The sequence below is a fragment of the Streptomyces sp. RK9 genome, assembly GCF_045070545.1.
Classification (GTDB): Bacteria; Actinomycetota; Actinomycetes; order Streptomycetales; family Streptomycetaceae; genus Streptomyces; species Streptomyces alboflavus.
In genome coordinates this window covers 1-17,500 of sequence record NZ_CP173704.1, presented here as the reverse complement: position 1 = coordinate 17,500, position 17,500 = coordinate 1, and the positions used below count along the sequence as shown (strand labels likewise).

General features: G+C 70.7%; 20 protein-coding genes and 2 rRNA genes (1 of these 22 cut by a window edge). 5 read left to right on the top strand and 17 right to left on the bottom strand.

Going from position 1 to position 17,500, the window contains the following annotated elements:
* Nucleotides 1–1,166, top strand: a 23S ribosomal RNA gene (locus tag AB6L24_RS20245); it begins 1,957 nt to the left of the window's first position.
* Nucleotides 1,167–1,255: 89 nt separating this feature from the next.
* Nucleotides 1,256–1,372: ribosomal RNA gene (gene rrf / locus AB6L24_RS20240) — 5S ribosomal RNA — on the top strand.
* Nucleotides 1,373–1,459: 87 nt separating this feature from the next.
* On the opposite strand, the gene AB6L24_RS20235 is transcribed toward rrf, so the two are convergent.
* The 5 genes from AB6L24_RS20235 to AB6L24_RS20215 form a co-directional block, all read right to left on the bottom strand.
* A complete protein-coding gene (locus tag AB6L24_RS20235; protein ID WP_405657269.1) occupies nt 1,460–2,770 on the bottom strand; it encodes a DUF58 domain-containing protein in 1,311 nt (436 codons plus the stop codon).
* Nucleotides 2,770–3,750 (bottom strand): AAA family ATPase, encoded by a 981-nt coding sequence (locus AB6L24_RS20230; RefSeq protein ID WP_380860589.1) that lies wholly within the window; start codon nt 3,748–3,750, stop codon nt 2,770–2,772. The genes AB6L24_RS20235 and AB6L24_RS20230 overlap by 1 nt, the downstream gene beginning before the upstream one ends.
* Nucleotides 3,750–5,006 (bottom strand): DUF4350 domain-containing protein, encoded by a 1,257-nt coding sequence (locus AB6L24_RS20225; RefSeq protein WP_405663167.1) that lies wholly within the window; start codon nt 5,004–5,006, stop codon nt 3,750–3,752. Before AB6L24_RS20225 ends, AB6L24_RS20230 begins: the two co-directional genes overlap by 1 nt.
* Nucleotides 5,007–5,254: 248 nt before the next feature.
* The gene (locus AB6L24_RS20220) at nt 5,255–5,974 is read right to left on the bottom strand and encodes a DUF4129 domain-containing protein (RefSeq protein WP_405663165.1); all 720 of its coding nucleotides are present in this window, start codon (nt 5,972–5,974) and stop codon (nt 5,255–5,257) included.
* 133 nt (nt 5,975–6,107) lie between these two features.
* On the bottom strand, nt 6,108–7,436 hold the full coding sequence (locus tag AB6L24_RS20215) for a glycerophosphoryl diester phosphodiesterase membrane domain-containing protein (protein WP_405657268.1): 1,329 nt from the start codon (nt 7,434–7,436) through the stop codon (nt 6,108–6,110).
* A 167-nt stretch (nt 7,437–7,603) separates the two neighbouring features.
* On the opposite strand from AB6L24_RS20215, the gene mtnA reads away from it, so the two are divergent.
* Nucleotides 7,604–8,788, top strand: a complete 1,185-nt coding sequence (gene mtnA, locus AB6L24_RS20210; protein ID WP_405657266.1) for an S-methyl-5-thioribose-1-phosphate isomerase — start codon at nt 7,604–7,606, stop codon at nt 8,786–8,788.
* Nucleotides 8,789–8,876: 88 nt separating this feature from the next.
* On the opposite strand, the gene AB6L24_RS20205 is transcribed toward mtnA, so the two are convergent.
* From AB6L24_RS20205 to AB6L24_RS20150, 12 genes are all read right to left on the bottom strand, one after another.
* Nucleotides 8,877–10,085 (bottom strand): tyrosine-type recombinase/integrase, encoded by a 1,209-nt coding sequence (locus AB6L24_RS20205; RefSeq protein WP_405657265.1) that lies wholly within the window; start codon nt 10,083–10,085, stop codon nt 8,877–8,879.
* Nucleotides 10,085–10,273 carry a helix-turn-helix domain-containing protein gene (locus tag AB6L24_RS20200; protein WP_405657264.1) on the bottom strand — a complete coding sequence of 63 codons (189 nt, stop codon included), beginning with the start codon at nt 10,271–10,273 and terminating at the stop codon, nt 10,085–10,087. Before AB6L24_RS20200 ends, AB6L24_RS20205 begins: the two co-directional genes overlap by 1 nt.
* Nucleotides 10,270–11,664, bottom strand: a complete 1,395-nt coding sequence (gene repSA / locus AB6L24_RS20195; protein WP_405657263.1) for a replication initiator protein RepSA — start codon at nt 11,662–11,664, stop codon at nt 10,270–10,272. The genes AB6L24_RS20200 and repSA overlap by 4 nt, the downstream gene beginning before the upstream one ends.
* A complete protein-coding gene (locus tag AB6L24_RS20190) occupies nt 11,664–11,858 on the bottom strand; it encodes a hypothetical protein (protein WP_405657262.1) in 195 nt (64 codons plus the stop codon). Before AB6L24_RS20190 ends, repSA begins: the two co-directional genes overlap by 1 nt.
* Nucleotides 11,851–12,033, bottom strand: coding sequence for a hypothetical protein (locus tag AB6L24_RS20185; RefSeq protein WP_405657261.1), 183 nt, complete (start codon nt 12,031–12,033; stop codon nt 11,851–11,853). Before AB6L24_RS20185 ends, AB6L24_RS20190 begins: the two co-directional genes overlap by 8 nt.
* Before the next feature lie 92 nt (nt 12,034–12,125).
* Nucleotides 12,126–12,422 carry a hypothetical protein gene (locus tag AB6L24_RS20180; RefSeq protein ID WP_405657260.1) on the bottom strand — a complete coding sequence of 99 codons (297 nt, stop codon included), beginning with the start codon at nt 12,420–12,422 and terminating at the stop codon, nt 12,126–12,128.
* Between the two features lie 19 nt (nt 12,423–12,441).
* Nucleotides 12,442–12,633 (bottom strand): mobile element transfer protein, encoded by a 192-nt coding sequence (locus tag AB6L24_RS20175; RefSeq protein WP_405657258.1) that lies wholly within the window; start codon nt 12,631–12,633, stop codon nt 12,442–12,444.
* A 20-nt stretch (nt 12,634–12,653) separates the two neighbouring features.
* Nucleotides 12,654–13,331: a DUF2637 domain-containing protein gene (locus tag AB6L24_RS20170; RefSeq protein WP_405657257.1), complete on the bottom strand. Its 678-nt coding sequence runs from the start codon at nt 13,329–13,331 to the stop codon at nt 12,654–12,656.
* Nucleotides 13,331–13,501: a hypothetical protein gene (locus AB6L24_RS20165; RefSeq protein ID WP_405657255.1), complete on the bottom strand. Its 171-nt coding sequence runs from the start codon at nt 13,499–13,501 to the stop codon at nt 13,331–13,333. The genes AB6L24_RS20170 and AB6L24_RS20165 overlap by 1 nt, the downstream gene beginning before the upstream one ends.
* A 71-nt stretch (nt 13,502–13,572) precedes the next feature.
* Nucleotides 13,573–13,767, bottom strand: a complete 195-nt coding sequence (locus AB6L24_RS20160; RefSeq protein WP_405657254.1) for a hypothetical protein — start codon at nt 13,765–13,767, stop codon at nt 13,573–13,575.
* Nucleotides 13,768–13,852: 85 nt separating this feature from the next.
* A complete protein-coding gene (locus AB6L24_RS20155) occupies nt 13,853–15,184 on the bottom strand; it encodes an FtsK/SpoIIIE domain-containing protein (RefSeq protein WP_405657253.1) in 1,332 nt (443 codons plus the stop codon).
* A gap of 2 nt (nt 15,185–15,186) precedes the next feature.
* The gene (locus tag AB6L24_RS20150) at nt 15,187–15,516 is read right to left on the bottom strand and encodes a hypothetical protein (RefSeq protein WP_405657252.1); all 330 of its coding nucleotides are present in this window, start codon (nt 15,514–15,516) and stop codon (nt 15,187–15,189) included.
* Between the two features lie 178 nt (nt 15,517–15,694).
* On the opposite strand from AB6L24_RS20150, the gene AB6L24_RS20145 reads away from it, so the two are divergent.
* Both AB6L24_RS20145 and AB6L24_RS20140 read left to right on the top strand, forming a co-directional pair.
* Complete coding sequence (locus AB6L24_RS20145; RefSeq protein ID WP_405657251.1) at nt 15,695–16,453, top strand: GntR family transcriptional regulator; 759 nt, start codon at nt 15,695–15,697, stop codon at nt 16,451–16,453.
* A gap of 13 nt (nt 16,454–16,466) precedes the next feature.
* On the top strand, nt 16,467–17,009 hold the full coding sequence (locus tag AB6L24_RS20140) for a GNAT family N-acetyltransferase (RefSeq protein WP_405657250.1): 543 nt from the start codon (nt 16,467–16,469) through the stop codon (nt 17,007–17,009).
* Nucleotides 17,010–17,500 lie beyond the last annotated feature (491 nt).

Here is a 17,500-nt window from a genome sequence, read left to right as displayed (position 1 = left end):
GGGTGGCCGCAGAGACCAGCGAGAAGCGACTGTTTACTAAAAACACAGGTCCGTGCGAAGCCGTAAGGCGATGTATACGGACTGACGCCTGCCCGGTGCTGGAACGTTAAGGGGACCGGTTAGTCACTCTTCGGGGTGGCGAAGCTGAGAACTTAAGCGCCAGTAAACGGCGGTGGTAACTATAACCATCCTAAGGTAGCGAAATTCCTTGTCGGGTAAGTTCCGACCTGCACGAATGGCGTAACGACTTCTCGACTGTCTCAACCATAGGCCCGGTGAAATTGCACTACGAGTAAAGATGCTCGTTTCGCGCAGCAGGACGGAAAGACCCCGGGACCTTTACTACAGTTTGATATTGGTGTTCGGTTCGGCTTGTGTAGGATAGGTGGGAGACTGTGAAGCGGGCACGCCAGTGTTCGTGGAGTCGTCGTTGAAATACCACTCTGGTCGTGCTGGATGTCTAACCTGGGTCCGTGATCCGGATCAGGGACAGTGTCTGATGGGTAGTTTAACTGGGGCGGTTGCCTCCCAAAGGGTAACGGAGGCGCCCAAAGGTTCCCTCAGCCTGGTTGGTAATCAGGTGTTGAGTGTAAGTGCACAAGGGAGCTTGACTGTGAGACTGACGGGTCGAGCAGGGACGAAAGTCGGGACTAGTGATCCGGCGGTGGCTTGTGGAAGCGCCGTCGCTCAACGGATAAAAGGTACCCCGGGGATAACAGGCTGATCTTCCCCAAGAGTCCATATCGACGGGATGGTTTGGCACCTCGATGTCGGCTCGTCGCATCCTGGGGCTGGAGTCGGTCCCAAGGGTTGGGCTGTTCGCCCATTAAAGCGGTACGCGAGCTGGGTTTAGAACGTCGTGAGACAGTTCGGTCCCTATCCGCTGTGCGCGTAGGAGTCTTGAGAAGGGCTGTCCCTAGTACGAGAGGACCGGGACGGACGAACCTCTGGTGTGCCAGTTGTCCTGCCAAGGGCATGGCTGGTTGGCTACGTTCGGAAAGGATAACCGCTGAAAGCATCTAAGCGGGAAGCCTGCTTCGAGATGAGGACTCCCACCCCCTTTGAGGGGTTAAGGCTCCCAGTAGACGACTGGGTTGATAGGCCAGATATGGAAGCCCTGTAAGGGGTGGAGTTGACTGGTACTAATAGGCCGAGGGCTTGTCCTCAGTTGCTCGCGTCCACTGTGTTGGTTCTGAAACCACGAACAACCCCATGCCATGGTCACGGTATGGTGCGGTTGAGAGTTTCATAGTGTTTCGGTGGTCATAGCGTGAGGGAAACGCCCGGTTACATTCCGAACCCGGAAGCTAAGCCTTACAGCGCCGATGGTACTGCAGGGGGGACCCTGTGGGAGAGTAGGACGCCGCCGAACTAATTGTAGAGAAAGCCCCCGTGCCATTCGGCACGGGGGTTTTCTGCGTTCCAGGGACATTCCTCCCGCAGGGCATTCCCCCTCTGCCTACAGGCGGCCCGCCGCCTTCAACGACAAATAGGCGTCGGCCAGGGCAGGGGCCAGATCGTCAGGAGTCGCGTCCACGACCGTGACGCCATGGCGGGTGAGCTGTTCCGCCGTGCGTTGGCGTTCCGCCTGAGCCTGCGCGCCGGCCGCGGCGTCGTACACCGCTTCCGTCGTACCCCGAGACTTGGCCATCCGCGTGATGTGCGGGTCGGCGACCGAGGCGACCAGCACCGTGTGGCGCTGAGTAAGTCGGGAGAGTACCGGCAGCAGACCCTCCTCGATGGGGGCCGCTTCGAGACTCGTGAGGAGGACGATCAAAGAGCTTCGGGGGGCGGCGCGCAGCGCGGTCGCCGTGAGGCCGCGGGCGTCCGTCTCGACGAGCTCGGGTTCGAGCACGGCCAGGGCGCTCACGAGGGACGGCAGCACATCGCCGGCGGCCTTGCCCTGGACCAGGGCGCGGACCCGGCGGTCGTAGGCGAGGAGATCCACGCGGTCGCCCGCGCGGGAGGCCAGGGCGGCCAGGAGGAGAGCGGCGTCCATCGACGCGTCCAGGCGTGGGGCGTCGCCCACGCGGCCCGCGGACGTGCGGCCGGTGTCGAGGACCAGCAGGATGTGGCGGTCCCGCTCGGGGCGCCAGGTGCGGACGGCCACCGAGGACTGCCGGGCCGTGGCGCGCCAGTCGATGGAGCGGGTGTCGTCACCGGGGACGTACTCGCGGAGGCTGTCGAACTCCGTGCCCTGACCGCGGATCAGCACACTGGTGCGGCCGTCGAGTTCACGAAGACGGGCGAGCTTCGACGGCAGGTGCTTGCGGCTCGCGAAAGGCGGCAGGACACGCAGCGTCCACGGCACCCGATGGCTGCCCTGGCGGGAGAAGAGGCCCAGCGGGCCCTTCGAGCGGATCGTGACGCGGTCGGCATGATGGTCGCCGCGGCGGGTCGGGCGCAGCCGGGTCGTGATGCGGCGGCGCTCGCCGGACGGGACGTCCAGGGGATTCCTGGACGCGGTGACCTCGGTGCCCGGCTGCCAACTGCTCGGCGGCCAGGCGTCGCGGACCTCGGCGCGCAGACGGCGGTTGGTGGGGTTGGTGACGGTCAGTTGGACGTCCGCGGACTCGCCGAGACGTACGGAAGAGTCGCCGGAGCGGGTCAGGCCGAGGCGGCGCACGGGGGCGGCCAGGGCGAAGTCGCAGGCGCAGGCCAGGGCCAAGGGGGCGTTGACCGCGAGGATGCCGGTCCAGCTGGGCTCCACGAGGCCCACGGGGAGGGAACCCAGCGCCGCCAGGAGGGCGGTACGGCCGGTCAGGGGCATCAGCGGGGCACCGGGACGTGGGCGAGGATCGCGTTGATGACGGAGTCGGCCGTCACGCCCTCCATCTCGGCCTCGGGACGCAGCTGGACACGATGGCGCAGGGCCGGCAGGGCGAGGGCCTTCACGTCGTCGGGGATGACGTAGTCGCGGCCCGTCAGCCAGGCCCACGCGCGCGCTGTCGACAGCAGAGCCGTGGCGCCGCGCGGGGAGACGCCGAGGGTGAGGGACGGCGATTCGCGGGTGGCGCGGCAGATGTCGACTACGTAGGCGGTGATTTCGGGAGAGACAGCTGTCTTGGCGACGGCCGCGCGGGCCGCCTCCAGGTCGTCGGGGCCCGCGACGGGGCGTACGCCGGCGGCGCGCAGGTCGCGCGGATTGAAGCCTTCCGCGTGGCGCGTGAGGACGGCGATCTCGTCCTGACGGGTGGGCAGGGGGACCGTCAACTTCAAGAGGAAACGGTCCAGCTGGGCCTCGGGAAGAGGGTACGTGCCCTCGTACTCGACCGGGTTCTGGGTGGCGGCGACGAGGAACGGCTCGGGGAGGGGGCGCGGGGTGCCGTCGACCGTGACCTGGCGCTCCTCCATCGCCTCGAGGAGGGACGACTGGGTCTTGGGCGGGGTTCGGTTGATCTCGTCGGCGAGGAGGAGATTGGTGAAGACCGGGCCCGGCTGGAACGAGAACTCGGTGGTGCGGGCGTCGTAGACGAGGGAGCCCGTGACGTCGCTGGGCATCAGGTCGGGAGTGAACTGGACGCGTTTGGTGTCGAGTTCGAGGGAGGCCGCCAGGGCGCGTACGAGAAGGGTCTTCGCGACGCCCGGGACGCCTTCGAGCAGGACGTGGCCGCGGCACAGCAGGGCCACGACGAGGCCGGTGACGGCGGGGTCCTGGCCGACCACGGCCTTGGAGATCTCCGTGCGCAGGGACTCCAGGGAGGAGCGGGCGCCGCCGGAGCTCGCGGCGTTGTCAGTGGTCGGGTCCATCATGAAGTACGTACCTCACTTTCGAGGGCGTCGAGTTGGTCGGCGAGGGCGATGAGCCCTGCGTCGTCGCCGGGGGGCGGGCCGAAGAGGAGGGGGAGCAGGTCCTGGCCGGGCGTGCGGAGACGGCTGGTCAGGGCGGGCAGGAGCGCTTCGGGCGTGTGGGCCCGGGCGGTGGGGACGCCGACGAGGGGGGCGAGTCGGGTGCGGGTGGCCGAGCGGAGGGCCGCGGCGGCGCGGTCGCGGGCGTCGGCCTTGCGGTAGAGGCGGGCGCGGCCCTCGGCGGTCTCCGAGGCGCGGATCGCGATGGGGAGTTTCTCGGGGACCAGGGGGCCGAGGCGGCGGCCGCGCCACAGGGCCGCGAGGACGGCGGCGAGGGTGAGCTGCAGCGTGCCCCAGAGCCAGCCCGAGGGGATCAGGTCGAAGAAGCTGTCGTCGGCTGTCTCGTCGACGGCGTCGTCGGAGAGCGAGGGGAGGTACCAGACCAAGTGGGGGCGCGAACCGAGCAGTTGCAGGGCGAGCGAGGCGTTGCCGTGCTTGTCGAGGCGGTCGTTGTGGAGGATGTCGGGGGCGCCGAGGACGACCGTGTCGCCGCGCACCGGGGACTTCTCCGGGGTGTTCCGCGCGGAGCCTTCCGGTGCCTCCTGTGGGGTGTCCTCCGGGTTGTCGCCGGTCTCCGGAGCGCCGTCCTTCGCGGTCGTCGTGGGGAGGACGAGAAGGCTGGGCAGGCCGTCGGAGACGTAGCAGGCCTCGGCGCCGGGGGCGAGCGAGTCGTAGCGGATGCCGCCCACGTCCGCGGAGCCGGCGCGGCGGGCCGTGGGCAGGTCGCAGTCCGGGGACAACGTCGAGTCGTCGCTGGGGGTGGCGTCCGCGGTGACCCCGGGGGCGAGCTTCGACACCGAAGGGCTGCCCGGGGCGACCAGGACGGTGCGGCCGCCGGAGCCCTCCGTGGCGTCGTGCAGCCGGGACTGCTGACGGTCGGTGAGCAGGTCCGGGTTGGCCACCAGGAGGGTGGTGTCGGGGCCCGCGGCGGCCTGTGCCTCGGCGGTGGTGGTGACGACACGCGTGGACACGCCCCGGTCGGCGAGGAGTTCGGCGACGGCGCGGCTGCCGTAGGGGTCGGCGGAGCGCGGGTCGAGGTTGCCGTGCTCGGCGCCGGAGCGGACGGCCGCGATGGCGACGGCGGTCGCCAGGAGGACGACGGCGGCGAGGACGATGCCGCGGGTGCGGGTCCAGAGCTGACGGGGCGTGGCGGCCATCGACGTCGGCGGGGTGGCGGGGGTGCCGTCGGCGGGGGGCGGTGGTCCGTCGGCGCGCGGTCCATCGGCAGGGGGTGGTCCGTCGGTGGCCGGTCCGTCGGTGGTCGCCGCGGGGGCGTCGGTGAGCGTGGTGGGGGCGCTCGTGGGTGCGCCGGGAGTTCGGGGTGTCCCCGGGGCGCCGGTGGAGGGCGCGGGCGGGGTGTGGTGCGTGGGGGGTGTCGGCCCGGGCGGGGTGTCGGGGGAGTCCGTCATCGGATCGCTCCCCAGGAGGTGCTGTCGGACGGGGCGGGGGACGCGGTGGCCAGGAGCGGCTTGGTGCGCTCCAGGTCGCGGTCCAGGTCGGCGAGCCGGTGGTACGCCGCTTCCGTGGCCGTACGGCCTCCGTATGTCACGTCGTCGAAGTCCCGGGCCGCCGCGTGCAGGCGGTCCTCGTGGTCGGGCAGGGGCCGTGCGGCCTCCGCGGCGGCCTCGTCGGCGGTGCGGCCGGGGCGCGGGTCGAGGAGGGCGCGTTCCTCCAGGGAGCGCACGATCGCCCGCATCCGCTCCTGGAGGGCCTGGCTCCAGTGGCCCTGGGCCGCGTGTGCCTCGGCGTCCGCGCGGTGCTCGGCGGCGCTGCGGGGGCGGTCGTCGAAGAGCGCGGCGGACGTGGCGGGGGCGCGGCGGGGGGTGCCGAGGCGCCACCAGAGGGCCGCGGCGACCGCCACCACCGCGAGCACGATGACCACGAGGCCGATCACACCGCCCGGCGCCGCGCCGGACGCCGCGCTGAACAGGTCGTCGACCCAGCCCCAGAAGCGGTTCAGGGCGCGCTGGAAGAAGCCCGGGTCGTTCTCGTGGTACATCGACTTGGACAGTTCGCGCTCGGCCGCCTCCCGGGCGGGGCGGCCCGGGATGGTCAGCGGGGGGCCGTCGTCGCCGGGCAGCCTGACGCCTGTGCCGACGCCGGGTGGGGGCACGGCCGCCGGCACGCCTGTTCCGGGCGGCACCACGGCCGCCCGGAAGCCGGTGCGCGGCCGCGCGGAGGCCGCGCCGAAGAAGGCGTGCGGCAGCCGTGCGGCCGCGCCGAGCACGTCGAGTACCGCCCCCGCCGGCGTCACCGCATCAGCTCCCCGGGGTGCCGGGGGCGTCGTCGGGGCCGTGGCCCGGCACACCGGCGGCGCGGGCGAGTTCGAGGTCGAGGGCCTCGCGGCGGATCCGCTGGTCGATGTAGAGGAGCACGGAGACCCCGGCGGTGATCGGGAACGTCAGCATGGAGCCGATCACCTGCCCGATGCCGCTGACGATCAGGAAGGTCCAGCCGACGTCGCTCGTGCTGCTGTCCAGGATGCTGGACACCCCGTCGCCGCTGACCGCGCCCGCGATGAGGGTGAAGGGGATGCCGATGATCGACACGACGACGTTCGTGATGACCATGGCCAGCAGGTTGATGCCGAAGACACGCCACCAGGAGAGGCGCACCAGCTTGGCGGACCGGCGGAGCGCCTGCTTCACCCCCTGCTTCTCCAGCATCAGCGCCGGAGAGGCGAGCGAGAAGCGGACCATCAGCCAGACGGCGACGACACCGGCCGCGAGCCCGCCGAGGAAGATGAGGGCGACGCCGCCGTCGCCCCCTCCGGCGAGCGTGACCAGGAGCCCGGGGACCGTCCCTGCGGCGACCACGGCGAGGCCGATGAGCGGCAGGAGCAGCGTCAGGCCGAGCAGCTTCCACAGCTGCGGCCGTGCGTCGTGCCACGCCTCGGCCGTGGTGACGGACTTGCCGAGGACGGCGCGGCTCGTGACCATCGTCAACAGCGCCGTGGCGACGATCGTGCCGAGCAGCATGATGACGATGACGACGCCGAATTCGAGGAGCGTGTCACGGAGGGCGCGCACCACCTCTCCGGAGGTCGCGCTGGAGTCCTCGAGCGCCTCGAGGTTCTGGCTGTCGTTGAGGACCAGGCCCTGGAGGAGGACGAGGCAGAGCTCCGAGACGACGGCGACGGTCAGCGAGATGCCGAGGACCGTCCGCCAGTACGTACGCATCGTGGAGACCGCGCCGTCCAGGATCTCGCCGACGGCCAGCGGGCGCAGCGGGATGACGCCGGGCTTCGCGGCGGCCGGCGGGCCCTGCCAGGCGCCCCAGCCGCGGTAGGGGCCGCCGGGACCCGCGGGGCCACCGCCGCCCCAGCCGGGCCCTCCGGAGCCGCCCGTGCCGCCCTGGCCGCCGGGGCCCCCGCCCCAGCCCTGGCCGGGAGGCGCGGGCGGCGGGGGGCCCTGGTCGGGTGCCGGAGGGCTGGGCGCGGACCACTGGGCGGGCGGCGGCTGCTCCTTGGACCACTTCGAGCCCGGGCCGCTCGGCCGGTCCTCGGGCTCGCCGGACCCCTTCTTGTCGGGGTCGTGGCCGTCGGAGGGGGCAGATCCGGGCGAGGCCCAGCCCGGAGTGTCGTTCATCGTCGCTCCTTCACAGTGCCCGTCCGCGGGCGCGGCGGCGGGTTGGCAGCCATCGTGCCACGGGGCGGTTGCCCCGGGGTCGGGCGCGGTGGTGCGGAGGCCGGGTGCCGTGGCCGGATGGGCTGCACACCTTCTATTGTCCGGCCGGTAGCGGGCAGACTGGGCGGATGGCTGATCAGTACGCGCAATCCGGCGAGGCCGTGCCGGCGTCCGAAAGCCCTGAGATCCCCGAGACCCCCGGAATCCCCGCGATTCCCGCGATCCGCTGGGACGAGCCTCCGGAGGGACCCGTCGTCGTCCTCCTCGACCAGACCCGGCTGCCGGGCGAGGAGAGCGAGCTGGTGTGCACGGACCCGCCCGCGCTCGTGCAGGCCATCCGGACGCTGGTCGTGCGCGGGGCGCCGCTGCTCGGCATCACGGGTGCGTACGGCGTCGCGCTGGCCGCGGCCCGCGGCTTCGACGTGGACGAGGCCGCGGACGCCCTCGCGGGGGCGCGGCCCACCGCGGTCAACCTGGCGTACGGCGCGCGCAGGGCCCAGACGGCGTACCGCGAGGCCCTGGCCGGTGGCGCGGACGAGCGGCGCGCGGCGGGGGCGGTCCTCGCCGCGGCGCGGGCGGTGCACGCGGAGGACGCCGAGGCCAGCGGGCGGATGGCGGTGCACGGCCTGGCGCTGCTCGACGAGCTGATGCCCGGGGGCGGCCACCGCGTCCTCACCCACTGCAACACCGGGGCGCTGGTCTCCGGCGGCGAGGGCACGGCCTTCGCGGTGGCGCTCGCCGCGCACCGCGAGGGGCGGCTGCGCAGGCTGTGGGTCGACGAGACCCGGCCGCTGCTCCAGGGAGCCCGGCTGACGGCGTACGAGGCGGCGCGCAACGGCATGCCGTACACCCTCCTGACCGACAACGCCGCGGGTTCGCTGTTCGCGGCCGGTGAGGTGGACGCCGTGCTCATCGGCGCCGACCGGATCGCGGCCGACGGTTCGGTGGCCAACAAGGTGGGGAGCTATCCGCTCGCGGTCCTCGCCCGCTACCACCACGTGCCGTTCATCGTGGTGGCGCCGGTGACGACCGTGGACCCTCAGACCCCGGACGGGGCCGCCATCGAGGTGGAACAGCGAGCCGGCCATGAGGTGACGGAGGTCACAGTGCCCTTCGTGTCGATGGCCGGATCCGAGGCGGGAGGGGGGATCTCGGTGGCACCACTGGGGACACAGGCGTACAACCCGGCATTCGACGTCACCCCGCCCGAGTTGGTGACAGCCGTCGTCACGGAGGAAGGTGTCGTCTCACCCGTGACAGCGGAGGGCCTCGCCGAGCTGTGTGCCAGGTCACGCCAGGTAACGATTAGCTAATGGGATGTTGTCGGCCCTACTGACGAGGAACGGCCCCTCCACCTGCGGCGATTCGCAGGCGAAGGGGCCGTGACATCCAAGCCGTACATCAGTCAGGGTCCGGGGAAGGCCAGGTGGCCTCCAACTGCCGGATGCGCGCCGGTTGCCGCAGCAGCCGGTCGAGCTGCCCGACCGCCCTCACCACGTCCGGGTCCAGCGCCTCAGCGTAGATGTCGAGGGTGGTCGCGATCCGGCTGTGCCGCAGGACCGCCTTGATGATCCTCGGGTGCACGCCGAGGTGGACCAGGAGCGTGCCGCAGGACTTGCGCAGGCCCTTGGGGTTCATCGCCCCGAGCCCTTCCACCCCGATGACCCGTTGCATGGTCAGGTAGAGGTTCTCCGCGAGGAGCGGGTGCCCGGTCCGCGTGACGAACACGTGCCCTTCCGGATCATCGAACCAGGGGCGTCCCCTGCTGATCGCGCGGTCCCGCAGCCAGGCCGTGCGCATCCGGGTCCAGCGCAGGGGCGGGATGCACTGAGCGGGCAGTGGCAGGGGTGCCTTGGACGTGTCGGTCTTCAGGTCGACGTCGATCGTGCCTGCGCTGGTGCGCTGCCGTTGCTGCTCCACCCAGACGATCCGGTTGTCCAAGTCGATGTCATCCCACCGCAGGCCGCACACCTCGGCACGGCGTAGGCCCAGCAGGCACAGGAGCAGGAACGCGGGGTAGTACACGGTCAGGCGCCGGGCCGCAGCCAGGAAGCGAAGGACCGTCACCGCGTCCCAGCTCTTCCCGCTGTTGGTGGGTGCCCGGACGTGCACGAGCTTGGCGACGTTCCGCGTGAGCCCGATGTCTTCCACCATGGCGGCCGTGAGCGCCGCTGAGAGGACCCGGAGGGCATGGCGGGCGGTCTTGGCCGTCTGCTCCGCCGCCAAGCGCGTCATGGCCGCACGCAGCTCCTTGACGCTGAGCTTGAGCATGACCTTGGAGCCCAGACGCGGCCGCAGGTGGTTGCGGACAGTCTGTTCGTAGGTCCGGTAGCTGCCCGGCGAGAGGTGCGGTTTGACGATCACCATTAGCCAGTAGTCGAACCACTGCCCCAAGGTCATGTCCCGGGTCGGGGTGGGGATGCCACCCTGCGCGCGTTCGATCAGCTCACGCCGCTTGCGATCACATTCGTCGTAGGTCTTGCCGTACGCGTACTTCCGCTTCGTGGTTCCGTCCGGCTGCGGAACGTACACGGCCGCCTGATACCGGCCGTCAGTCCGCTTCGTGACCGTGCCTGACCCGTTGGGGTTGCGCTTGCGCTGACCAGGCATCAGGCAGGCTCCTCGAGGCTCGCGCGGACGTACTCCTGAAGGGCGCTCTCAGGGATGCGTCGGCAACCGCCCTCTTTGATCGACGCGAGCCGCTTCGAGCGGATCAGGTCGTAGACCTTCGAGCGTCCGTACTTCAGCCGCGTCATGACTTCCGGCACGGTCAGCAGCACGACGGGAGCGGTAGTCATAGGGCGGCTCCTTCCAGGGCGAGTTGGGTGGGCAACTCGTCTCGGGCGGTGTCGCGGTTGGTCTGGATGTCGCGGGCGATGGAGGCGGCGAGCCAGGATTCGCCGGGGGTGTGGCCGTGTCCGGCGTAGGTCCAGTGGGCGAGGGTGAGGGTGGTCGACTCCGGGTGTTCGTCGGGGTCGGGCAGGCCGAGGGCGGCGCGTTGCTGTGTGGCGCGGTAGTCGGCGCGGACCTGGCGCAGGGCTCCGAGGGTGGTGGAGTAGCGGCGGGATTTGGAGGAGAAGTGGCCCCGGAAGCCGAGCATGTGGGCCCAGTCGCGTAACTTCCGGTCGGGGTAGGCCGCGTGGAGGTCAAGGCAGGTTTCGATCAGGCGCCGGGGATGGTCGGCCACGCCGAGCAGGGTCAGGCATTCTTTGTTGCCGACGCGGCGGTCGACGGTGCCCGTCGTCTCGGCCGCCTTGGTGGCGTACTTGGCGACGTAGGAGGCCACCGCCTGTTCAGTGATCTCTTCGCCGTGGCCGAAGGCGCCGATGGGCTGCACGTCGAGCTGTTCACCCCAGCGCAGGTTACGGGCGGGTAGCGTGCCGACACGGGGCACGTCGACGCTCACGCGGGCGGCGGCGGCGCGGATGGCGTCGGTGAGCAGGCCGACGCTGGCCCACGATGGCGGTGGGGTGTCGGGTCCTTCGGGTCCGTCGAGGCGGATCACGGCGTGGAAGTGGACGGCCCCGCGTTTCTGGTATTCGGCGACCTTGCCGAAGGACAGGCGGGAGGCTTCGCGGGCGGCTTTCTGGGTGAGGCCTGCGCGGCGGGCGATTTCGCGGCGGAGGTAGATCGTGAAGTAGCGCCACAGATCACTTGCGTGGTTGTTCCACAGCACCGCGCCCGCGTAGTCGTAGGCCGCCGCATCCAGCGGAATGCCGAGTACGGGGTCGTCGTCGGCGTGCCGTCGGCCGCAGCGGCAGGGCCGGTTGCCGGGGCGGTTGTGGACGGGCCCGAACGAGGGGGCGGTGAGGGTGGCGAAGACGCGGGGGTGATCGCGCACCGTGGGCGGGGTGCCCTTGGCGGGGTCGCCGACGAGTCCGGCGCGGATGAGGTGGTAGGTGTCGCCCGCGTAGGTCCAGGCGCAGGAGGGGCAGCGGGAGGCGCGGCGGTTGCCGCACGCGATCCGCAGTACGCCGCCCGGCTCATGGTCGGTGGTGTAGGCGTGCAGCACGGTCTTGGTGGCCGGGTCGACGGTGCGGGTTCCGCCGGTGAGGCGGATCGGGTCGGCGCAGCCGCCGGTGCGGCGGATCTGTTCGTGCCAGCGGTCGAAGCCCGGTTGCCCGGCCACCCTCAGCACGTCGGTGAGGGTGGCCGGGTCCAGGCCCGCCAGGGTGGCGGTGTCGGTCATCAGTGGCTCCGTCCCTGGCGGTGGGCGGGCCCGTGCTGTGCGGTGTACTCGTCCACGAGGTCCTGAACGGGGGTGTCGCCGTGGGCGGTGGCGTCGCAGCCGCTGCACACGTAGGAGCCGGTGGCGGGCGCGTACGGGGAGGGCTTGGCGATGTGCAGGCCGGGGGACTCGGGGGTCGGGGTGAGGTCAGCCACGGGATGCCGCCTCCTGCTGGCACGCCGAGCGGGTACCGGTGCCCTGGCAGGCCTTGCAGATGACGCGCAGGGTCCTGCGGGAGCCGTCGAGGTGGCGGGTTCCGGTGGTGATGACGACGACGGGGAAGCCGCCGCAGTGGTGGCAGACCGGCTTGGGCGCGGTGTGCTCGGGCATGATGAAGGTCTCCCTTTCGGGTCCGTTGGATCAGGAAGGTGAAAGGCCGTCCGGGGCGGCGGATCTTTGGCGAGAGAGGCCGCCCCGGAGGGCTACTTGCGCAGTGAGCGCTTGGACTTGGCGGTGCGGTTGAGGGTGATGCCGACGCCGCAGGTGGCCGACAGAACCGCGACCACCGAAGCGACGATGAGCTGAACGACGAACGCGAGCACGAGCAGGACCACGACCGAGCCCGCCGTGATGACCAGGGTCAAGACGATGGGACCGGTGTAGTTGCGGGGCGCTTCCTGGACGATGACGACCTTGCGCAGGTCTGTGCCGGGCGGCATCTGGCGGACCCAGTCGGCGGGCAGGTGACCGGCGCGGAGCTGATCCTCGGGCGGGTGCATCACGGGCCTCCCAGGTAGCTCAGCGGACGCGGCAGCGGTGGCCCCGCGCGGCGACCTCAGCGGGCGTGAACGAGTCGTACTCGGCCGACCAGCCGCAGTCGGCGGCGGCGCAGGCGGCGACGTACTTCATCTCGCCGCGACCGTTGTGGGCGGTGCCGACGGTGACCTGGCCGACGCGGCGCAGGTCGCGGATCATCCGGTAGAGGCTCATGGGTGGATCTCCTTTCAGGGTCAGGTGAGTTGGGCGGCGATTGCGTCGGCGAGCGGGGCGGGGATGCCAAGTCGGGTGCGCAGGGTGGCGGTGTCGATCGCGTATCCGGTGCGGGCCCGGTGGTCGACAGCGACCTTGCGGGCGTGGTCGATCAGCGCCGGGGGCACGGCCGGGGCCGCTTCCGGCAGCGCCGGGGCCGGGGCGAGCCGGGCGATCTCCTGCGTGTCCGGGGCCGCTTCGGGTACGGCGGGCGCCGACGGCCCGGGACGCTCAGGAGCCGGAGCCGGAGCCGGAGCCGGAGCCGGAGCCGGAGCCGGAGCGGGCACGGGGCGTGGGTTGGGCTGGTGGGCGAGGAGGGTGCCGCCGAGGAAGGCCAGGGCGGGCCATCCGGCGACGCTGAAGCGCAGCCAGGCCGGGGGGTGTTCGAGGTCCAGGAATCCGGCGGTGGCGACGTTCGCGCCGAGCGAGGCGACGAGGGCGATCAGGAACCAGGACCAGGCCAGCCAGGACGCGCCGCCGGTGCGCAGTCGGCGCCAGGCGGCGACCAACAGGAGGTCGACGGAGACGGGGTAGGCCCACGCCTTCCAGCCGGTCTGTCCGGCAACGGCGGCCAGGTCGTGCAGGTGGGCGAAGGACAGTGCTCCGGCGATCACGGCTTGGATGAGTACGGCGTCCGGGCGCCAGGAGGGGCGGGCCATCACTGCCACCCCACGTTGGTGATGATCTTCTCGGTGGCGGGGTAGCAGTCGGCGACCGTGTGGCCGATGTAGTCCTTCACGTCGGCCCGCACGTCCTCACGCGGGACGCTGTACTCCTGGGCCCACTCGTCGGGGTTCACGGTGACGGTGAGGGTGATCCGTACCTTCATGGCTCGTGCTCCCTTCTGGTCCGGGGCCGGGCGGGGAATGATCTCCGGCCGCCCGGCCCCGGGCGTGGGGTTCAGTCGGCGGTCGGGGTGGTGGGGTCGGGTGCCTCGAACAGGCCCTCCTGTCCCTCCACGGCGGAGGCGACGGGGGAGGCGAGCCCGCGCGTCACGGGGGCGAGCGGGGTGACCTTGCCGGTGCCCTTGCACAGCGGGCACGACTTGGGCCGGGGCTTCCTCGCGGTCTTGGCGGTCGTCTTGCGTGCGGTCATGAGCTGATCTCCTTCCGGGTTTCGGGCATGGCTCGGGTAGGGGCGTGGCGCGAGGCGGTCGCGCCGACCGGGGGTGCGGGGTGGTTCAGGCGGCTTCAGCAGGCGGGGCCGGTACGGGGGCGATGACCGGCTTGAAGCGGGCCAACTCCGGTACGTACGGGGTGAGATGCGCGTGGCGGTTGCAGGTGTTCACGGCCTTGCGCATGGACACGTGCGGGCCCCGGATGTGCGTCCACTCGCCGGTGGTGGAGGCGACCACGGCCATGCCCCGGCGCTCGTTGGGGATCTGCGTGGTGGCGAACACCGCGTGCGGGGAGATGTCCCCGAAGACCATCTTCGCGGTCGACTCGTCGTTGACCCGGTACGCGGTCCGGCCGGTGAGCTGCGCGCGCAGCATCGTGATGCCGTCACCGAGTTCGGAGCCGAACCGCTGGCCGTAGATGTCCAGGAAGATCCCGGCGGCGCGGCCGAGCTGGACCAGGCGGATCAGCGCGGTGATGATCCGCAGGCGGCGCGGGTCGTTCTTCTTCGCGCTCAGGGTGAGTTCGGCGATCTCGTCGATGGTGAGTACGACGGGCACCGGCCGCAGGTGTTCGGGAAGGTCCCAGATGTTCGCGGCGATCTCCGCATCCGGGGTGTCGGCGCTGATCCGCTGTTCACGGCGGATCACCTGGTAGATGTCCTCCATGCGCGCCACCAGCGCTTCCAGCAGATCAGCGGCGTCATCGGGGTTGTCGGCCAGGGCCGAGAAGCGGCGGGCGAACGGGGCCAGCTCCACGCCGTTCTTGCAGTCGATCCCGGCCAGCGCGACCGGCTGCGGGGCGAGTTCGGCGATCACGGCACGCTGGCCCACCGACTTGCCCGACTCCGTCGCGCCGACGGTGACCGAGTGCGGCACCTGCCGGTAGTCGCGGTAGTGGACCTGTCCGTCCTCCCGCAACGCCACCGGCACCCGCAGCAGCCTCGCCTTGGTGCGGGCGGGCATGCGTACCTCTTTGAGCACGTCGTATCCGGTCATGGTGATCTGTACGACGCCCGGCCGCAGTTCGCGGGTGGTGACCTGGTGGATGGCGAAGGCGTGCCGCAGCCGGTCGGAGGCGGCGGCGAACTCGAAGGCGTCCTGGCCCGGATGCATCCGGATCCGCAGCCGCACCCCGGTACGCGTCGGCGTGATCCGCATCAGACGCGGGACGCGCTGGCGGGGGACCTCTCGCCGCAGCCAGCGCGCGACCGTCAGGCGGAAGCGCGAGGGCGGTGCGGTCAGGTGGCAGGCCTCCATCACGTCGGCGTAGCGCAGACGGACCCGGACCACGGCGGCCGCAGCCCCGAAGCACCGCCAGTACCAGGCCGGGCGCCGCCACCGCATCAACAGCACCAGCCCGGTCACGAGCGCGAGGCCGATCAGTAACCAGCCCATGATCAGGTCCCCGGTGTCAGGGCCACGGCGCGGAACGAGATGCCGTGACGCTTCTGGCCGTTGAACTCGTTCTCCCAGTCACGGGCCTTGAGCCCGATGACCTTCACCGGCATGCCCGGCACCAGGCCCTCGGGGTAACCGGTCTCCGGCACGGTCACCTGGTAGAGGTTTCCCTCTCCCTCGTCCGAGACCAGCAGGCCCACCGTCGACAGGCCCGCACCCGACTCACGGTCCACGGCCCGCTCACCGGTCTTCTTGTTCACCATCTTCGGTTCCGGCGCCGTCGCCACGAACACCACGGCGGTCGAAAGGTCGATCTTGAAGGACGGCATTGAAGCTCCCTCGAAAGTGCCTCCGTAAGGAGATCTCCTCACGGGAACCTCCTTAAGGAGGTCTCACGGAAGAGAGTGGACCTCCTTAAGGAGGTTGGCAAGAGGGTTGGCGAAACTTCTCTAGGGTGACCTCCTTAAGGAGGCCTACACTGGGGGGAGACCTAGAGGAGGCCAAGCAATGCCCGCCAACAAGCGGCTCAACAGCCGCGAGATCGCTGATCAGTTGCGTAAGAAGATCGAGTCCGGCGAGTACCTACCCGGCTCCGTCCTGCCTTCCGAGCGCGAGCTGATCGAGACCTACGGCATCTCTAGTGCCACCGCCAGCAAGGTCACCGGACTCCTCAAGTCGACCGGTCTGGTCGAGAGCCAGGTAGGGCGTGGAGTGTTCGTGCGCCGCCGAACCCAGCTCATCCGGCATGCGCACGATCGCTACGCCCGGCACTGGCGGGAAGCGGGCAAGGCCCCGTTCCGCGCAGAAGTCGAGGCACAGGGGCGGACGGCCCGCGTCGAGGTGACCGACATCGCACGGCTCGTTCCCGAGAAGTGGGTGAACGAACGGCTCGCCCTCCCGATCGGCAAGGAAGTCGTACGGCGCGAGAACACGTACTTCGTCGACGACCACGCGGTACAGATCGTGAACACGTACATCCCGCTGTCGATCGCCGCAGACACCCCGTTGGAGGTGGCCGTTCCTGGCCCCGGCGGGATCTACGCGGCATTCGAGCAACTGGGACACCGACTGACGCGCATGCTCGAAGAGGTCCAGGCCCGTATGCCCCGGACGAACGAAGCGCAGCGGCTCAACGCCTCGCCGGGGACACCGGTGTTGGACGTGCTGCACATCAGCTACGACCAGGACGAGACCCCGATGGACGTCAGTCACTTCGTCCTGCGTGGTGACGAGAACGTTCTTACCTACGAGCTGCCAACTGACTGATGGGACCAGCCCCATGCACTTTGTCGCAGAGCCGGAACAGCCTTCCGAGGTGCGCCCACGTCGCGATGAAGACATCGCCGAGGCTGCGGCAGTCCTTGTGGCGGTTCACGAGGCCGACGGGTACCCCGTGGAGGGCGTCAATGATCCAGAGGCTTGGCTCAAGTCACCGGAGTTGATCCATGCCTGGGTCGCCGTGATGGCGGGACGGGTGGTTGGCCACGCGGGGGTCGGTGAATCACATGGCGACGAAGCGGCAGCGGTTTGGTTCGAGCGAAGCGGTGAGGACGACTCTCAGGTCGTAGTAGCTGCGAGGCTCTTCGTGGCTCCGGAGGCCCGAGGGACTGGCCTTGGGAAGCAACTCACCGAGACCGTCATGGACTACGCACGGCGACACGGCGTGCGTCTCGTCTTCGAGGTCATGACCAAGGACGCCGCAGCCATCCGCCTGTACGAGAAGCTTGGGTGCCAAGAGGTTGGCCGGATCACCCACCGCTACGGAGAAGGTCAGCAGACCAACGCGGTCTGCTACGTCTGGCCCGCCCCGGATCACGTCTGAGCTGTTACAGATTTCTCTACCTCATCAAGGCTCGCTGCGCTCGCTGGCCGGGAGTGCCTGTGCTCTGCGGCCATCGCCTACCCGACCGCCGCCAAGGCCTCCTGGCGCATCAGGGCCGCTTCCGGCCTGCATGCCGCCGCTACCGCGATCCGGCCTCAGAAGGGAAGAGCACCCGGGGCGCACGACCCTGCGCACCCGTCCGCGATCACTCCGCACCCCCACACCCGACCATCCGATCAAGGGGTGAGGATCGATCGTGGATCTGTAGCCGCGCACAGCGCGGCGGCGCCGGGGGGGGGGGGGGGGGGCGGGGGGGGGGCGGCGCGCGGGGGGGGGGGGGGGGCGGGGGGGGGGGGGGGTGGGGGGGGGGGGGGCGGGGGGGGGGGGCGGGGGGGGCGGGGGGGGGGGGGGGGTGGGGGGGGGGGGGCGCGGTGGGCTCGGCGCGCGTCTCCGGCGTGGGGTACGCGGACGGGGCCGATGCGGTGGGCGGG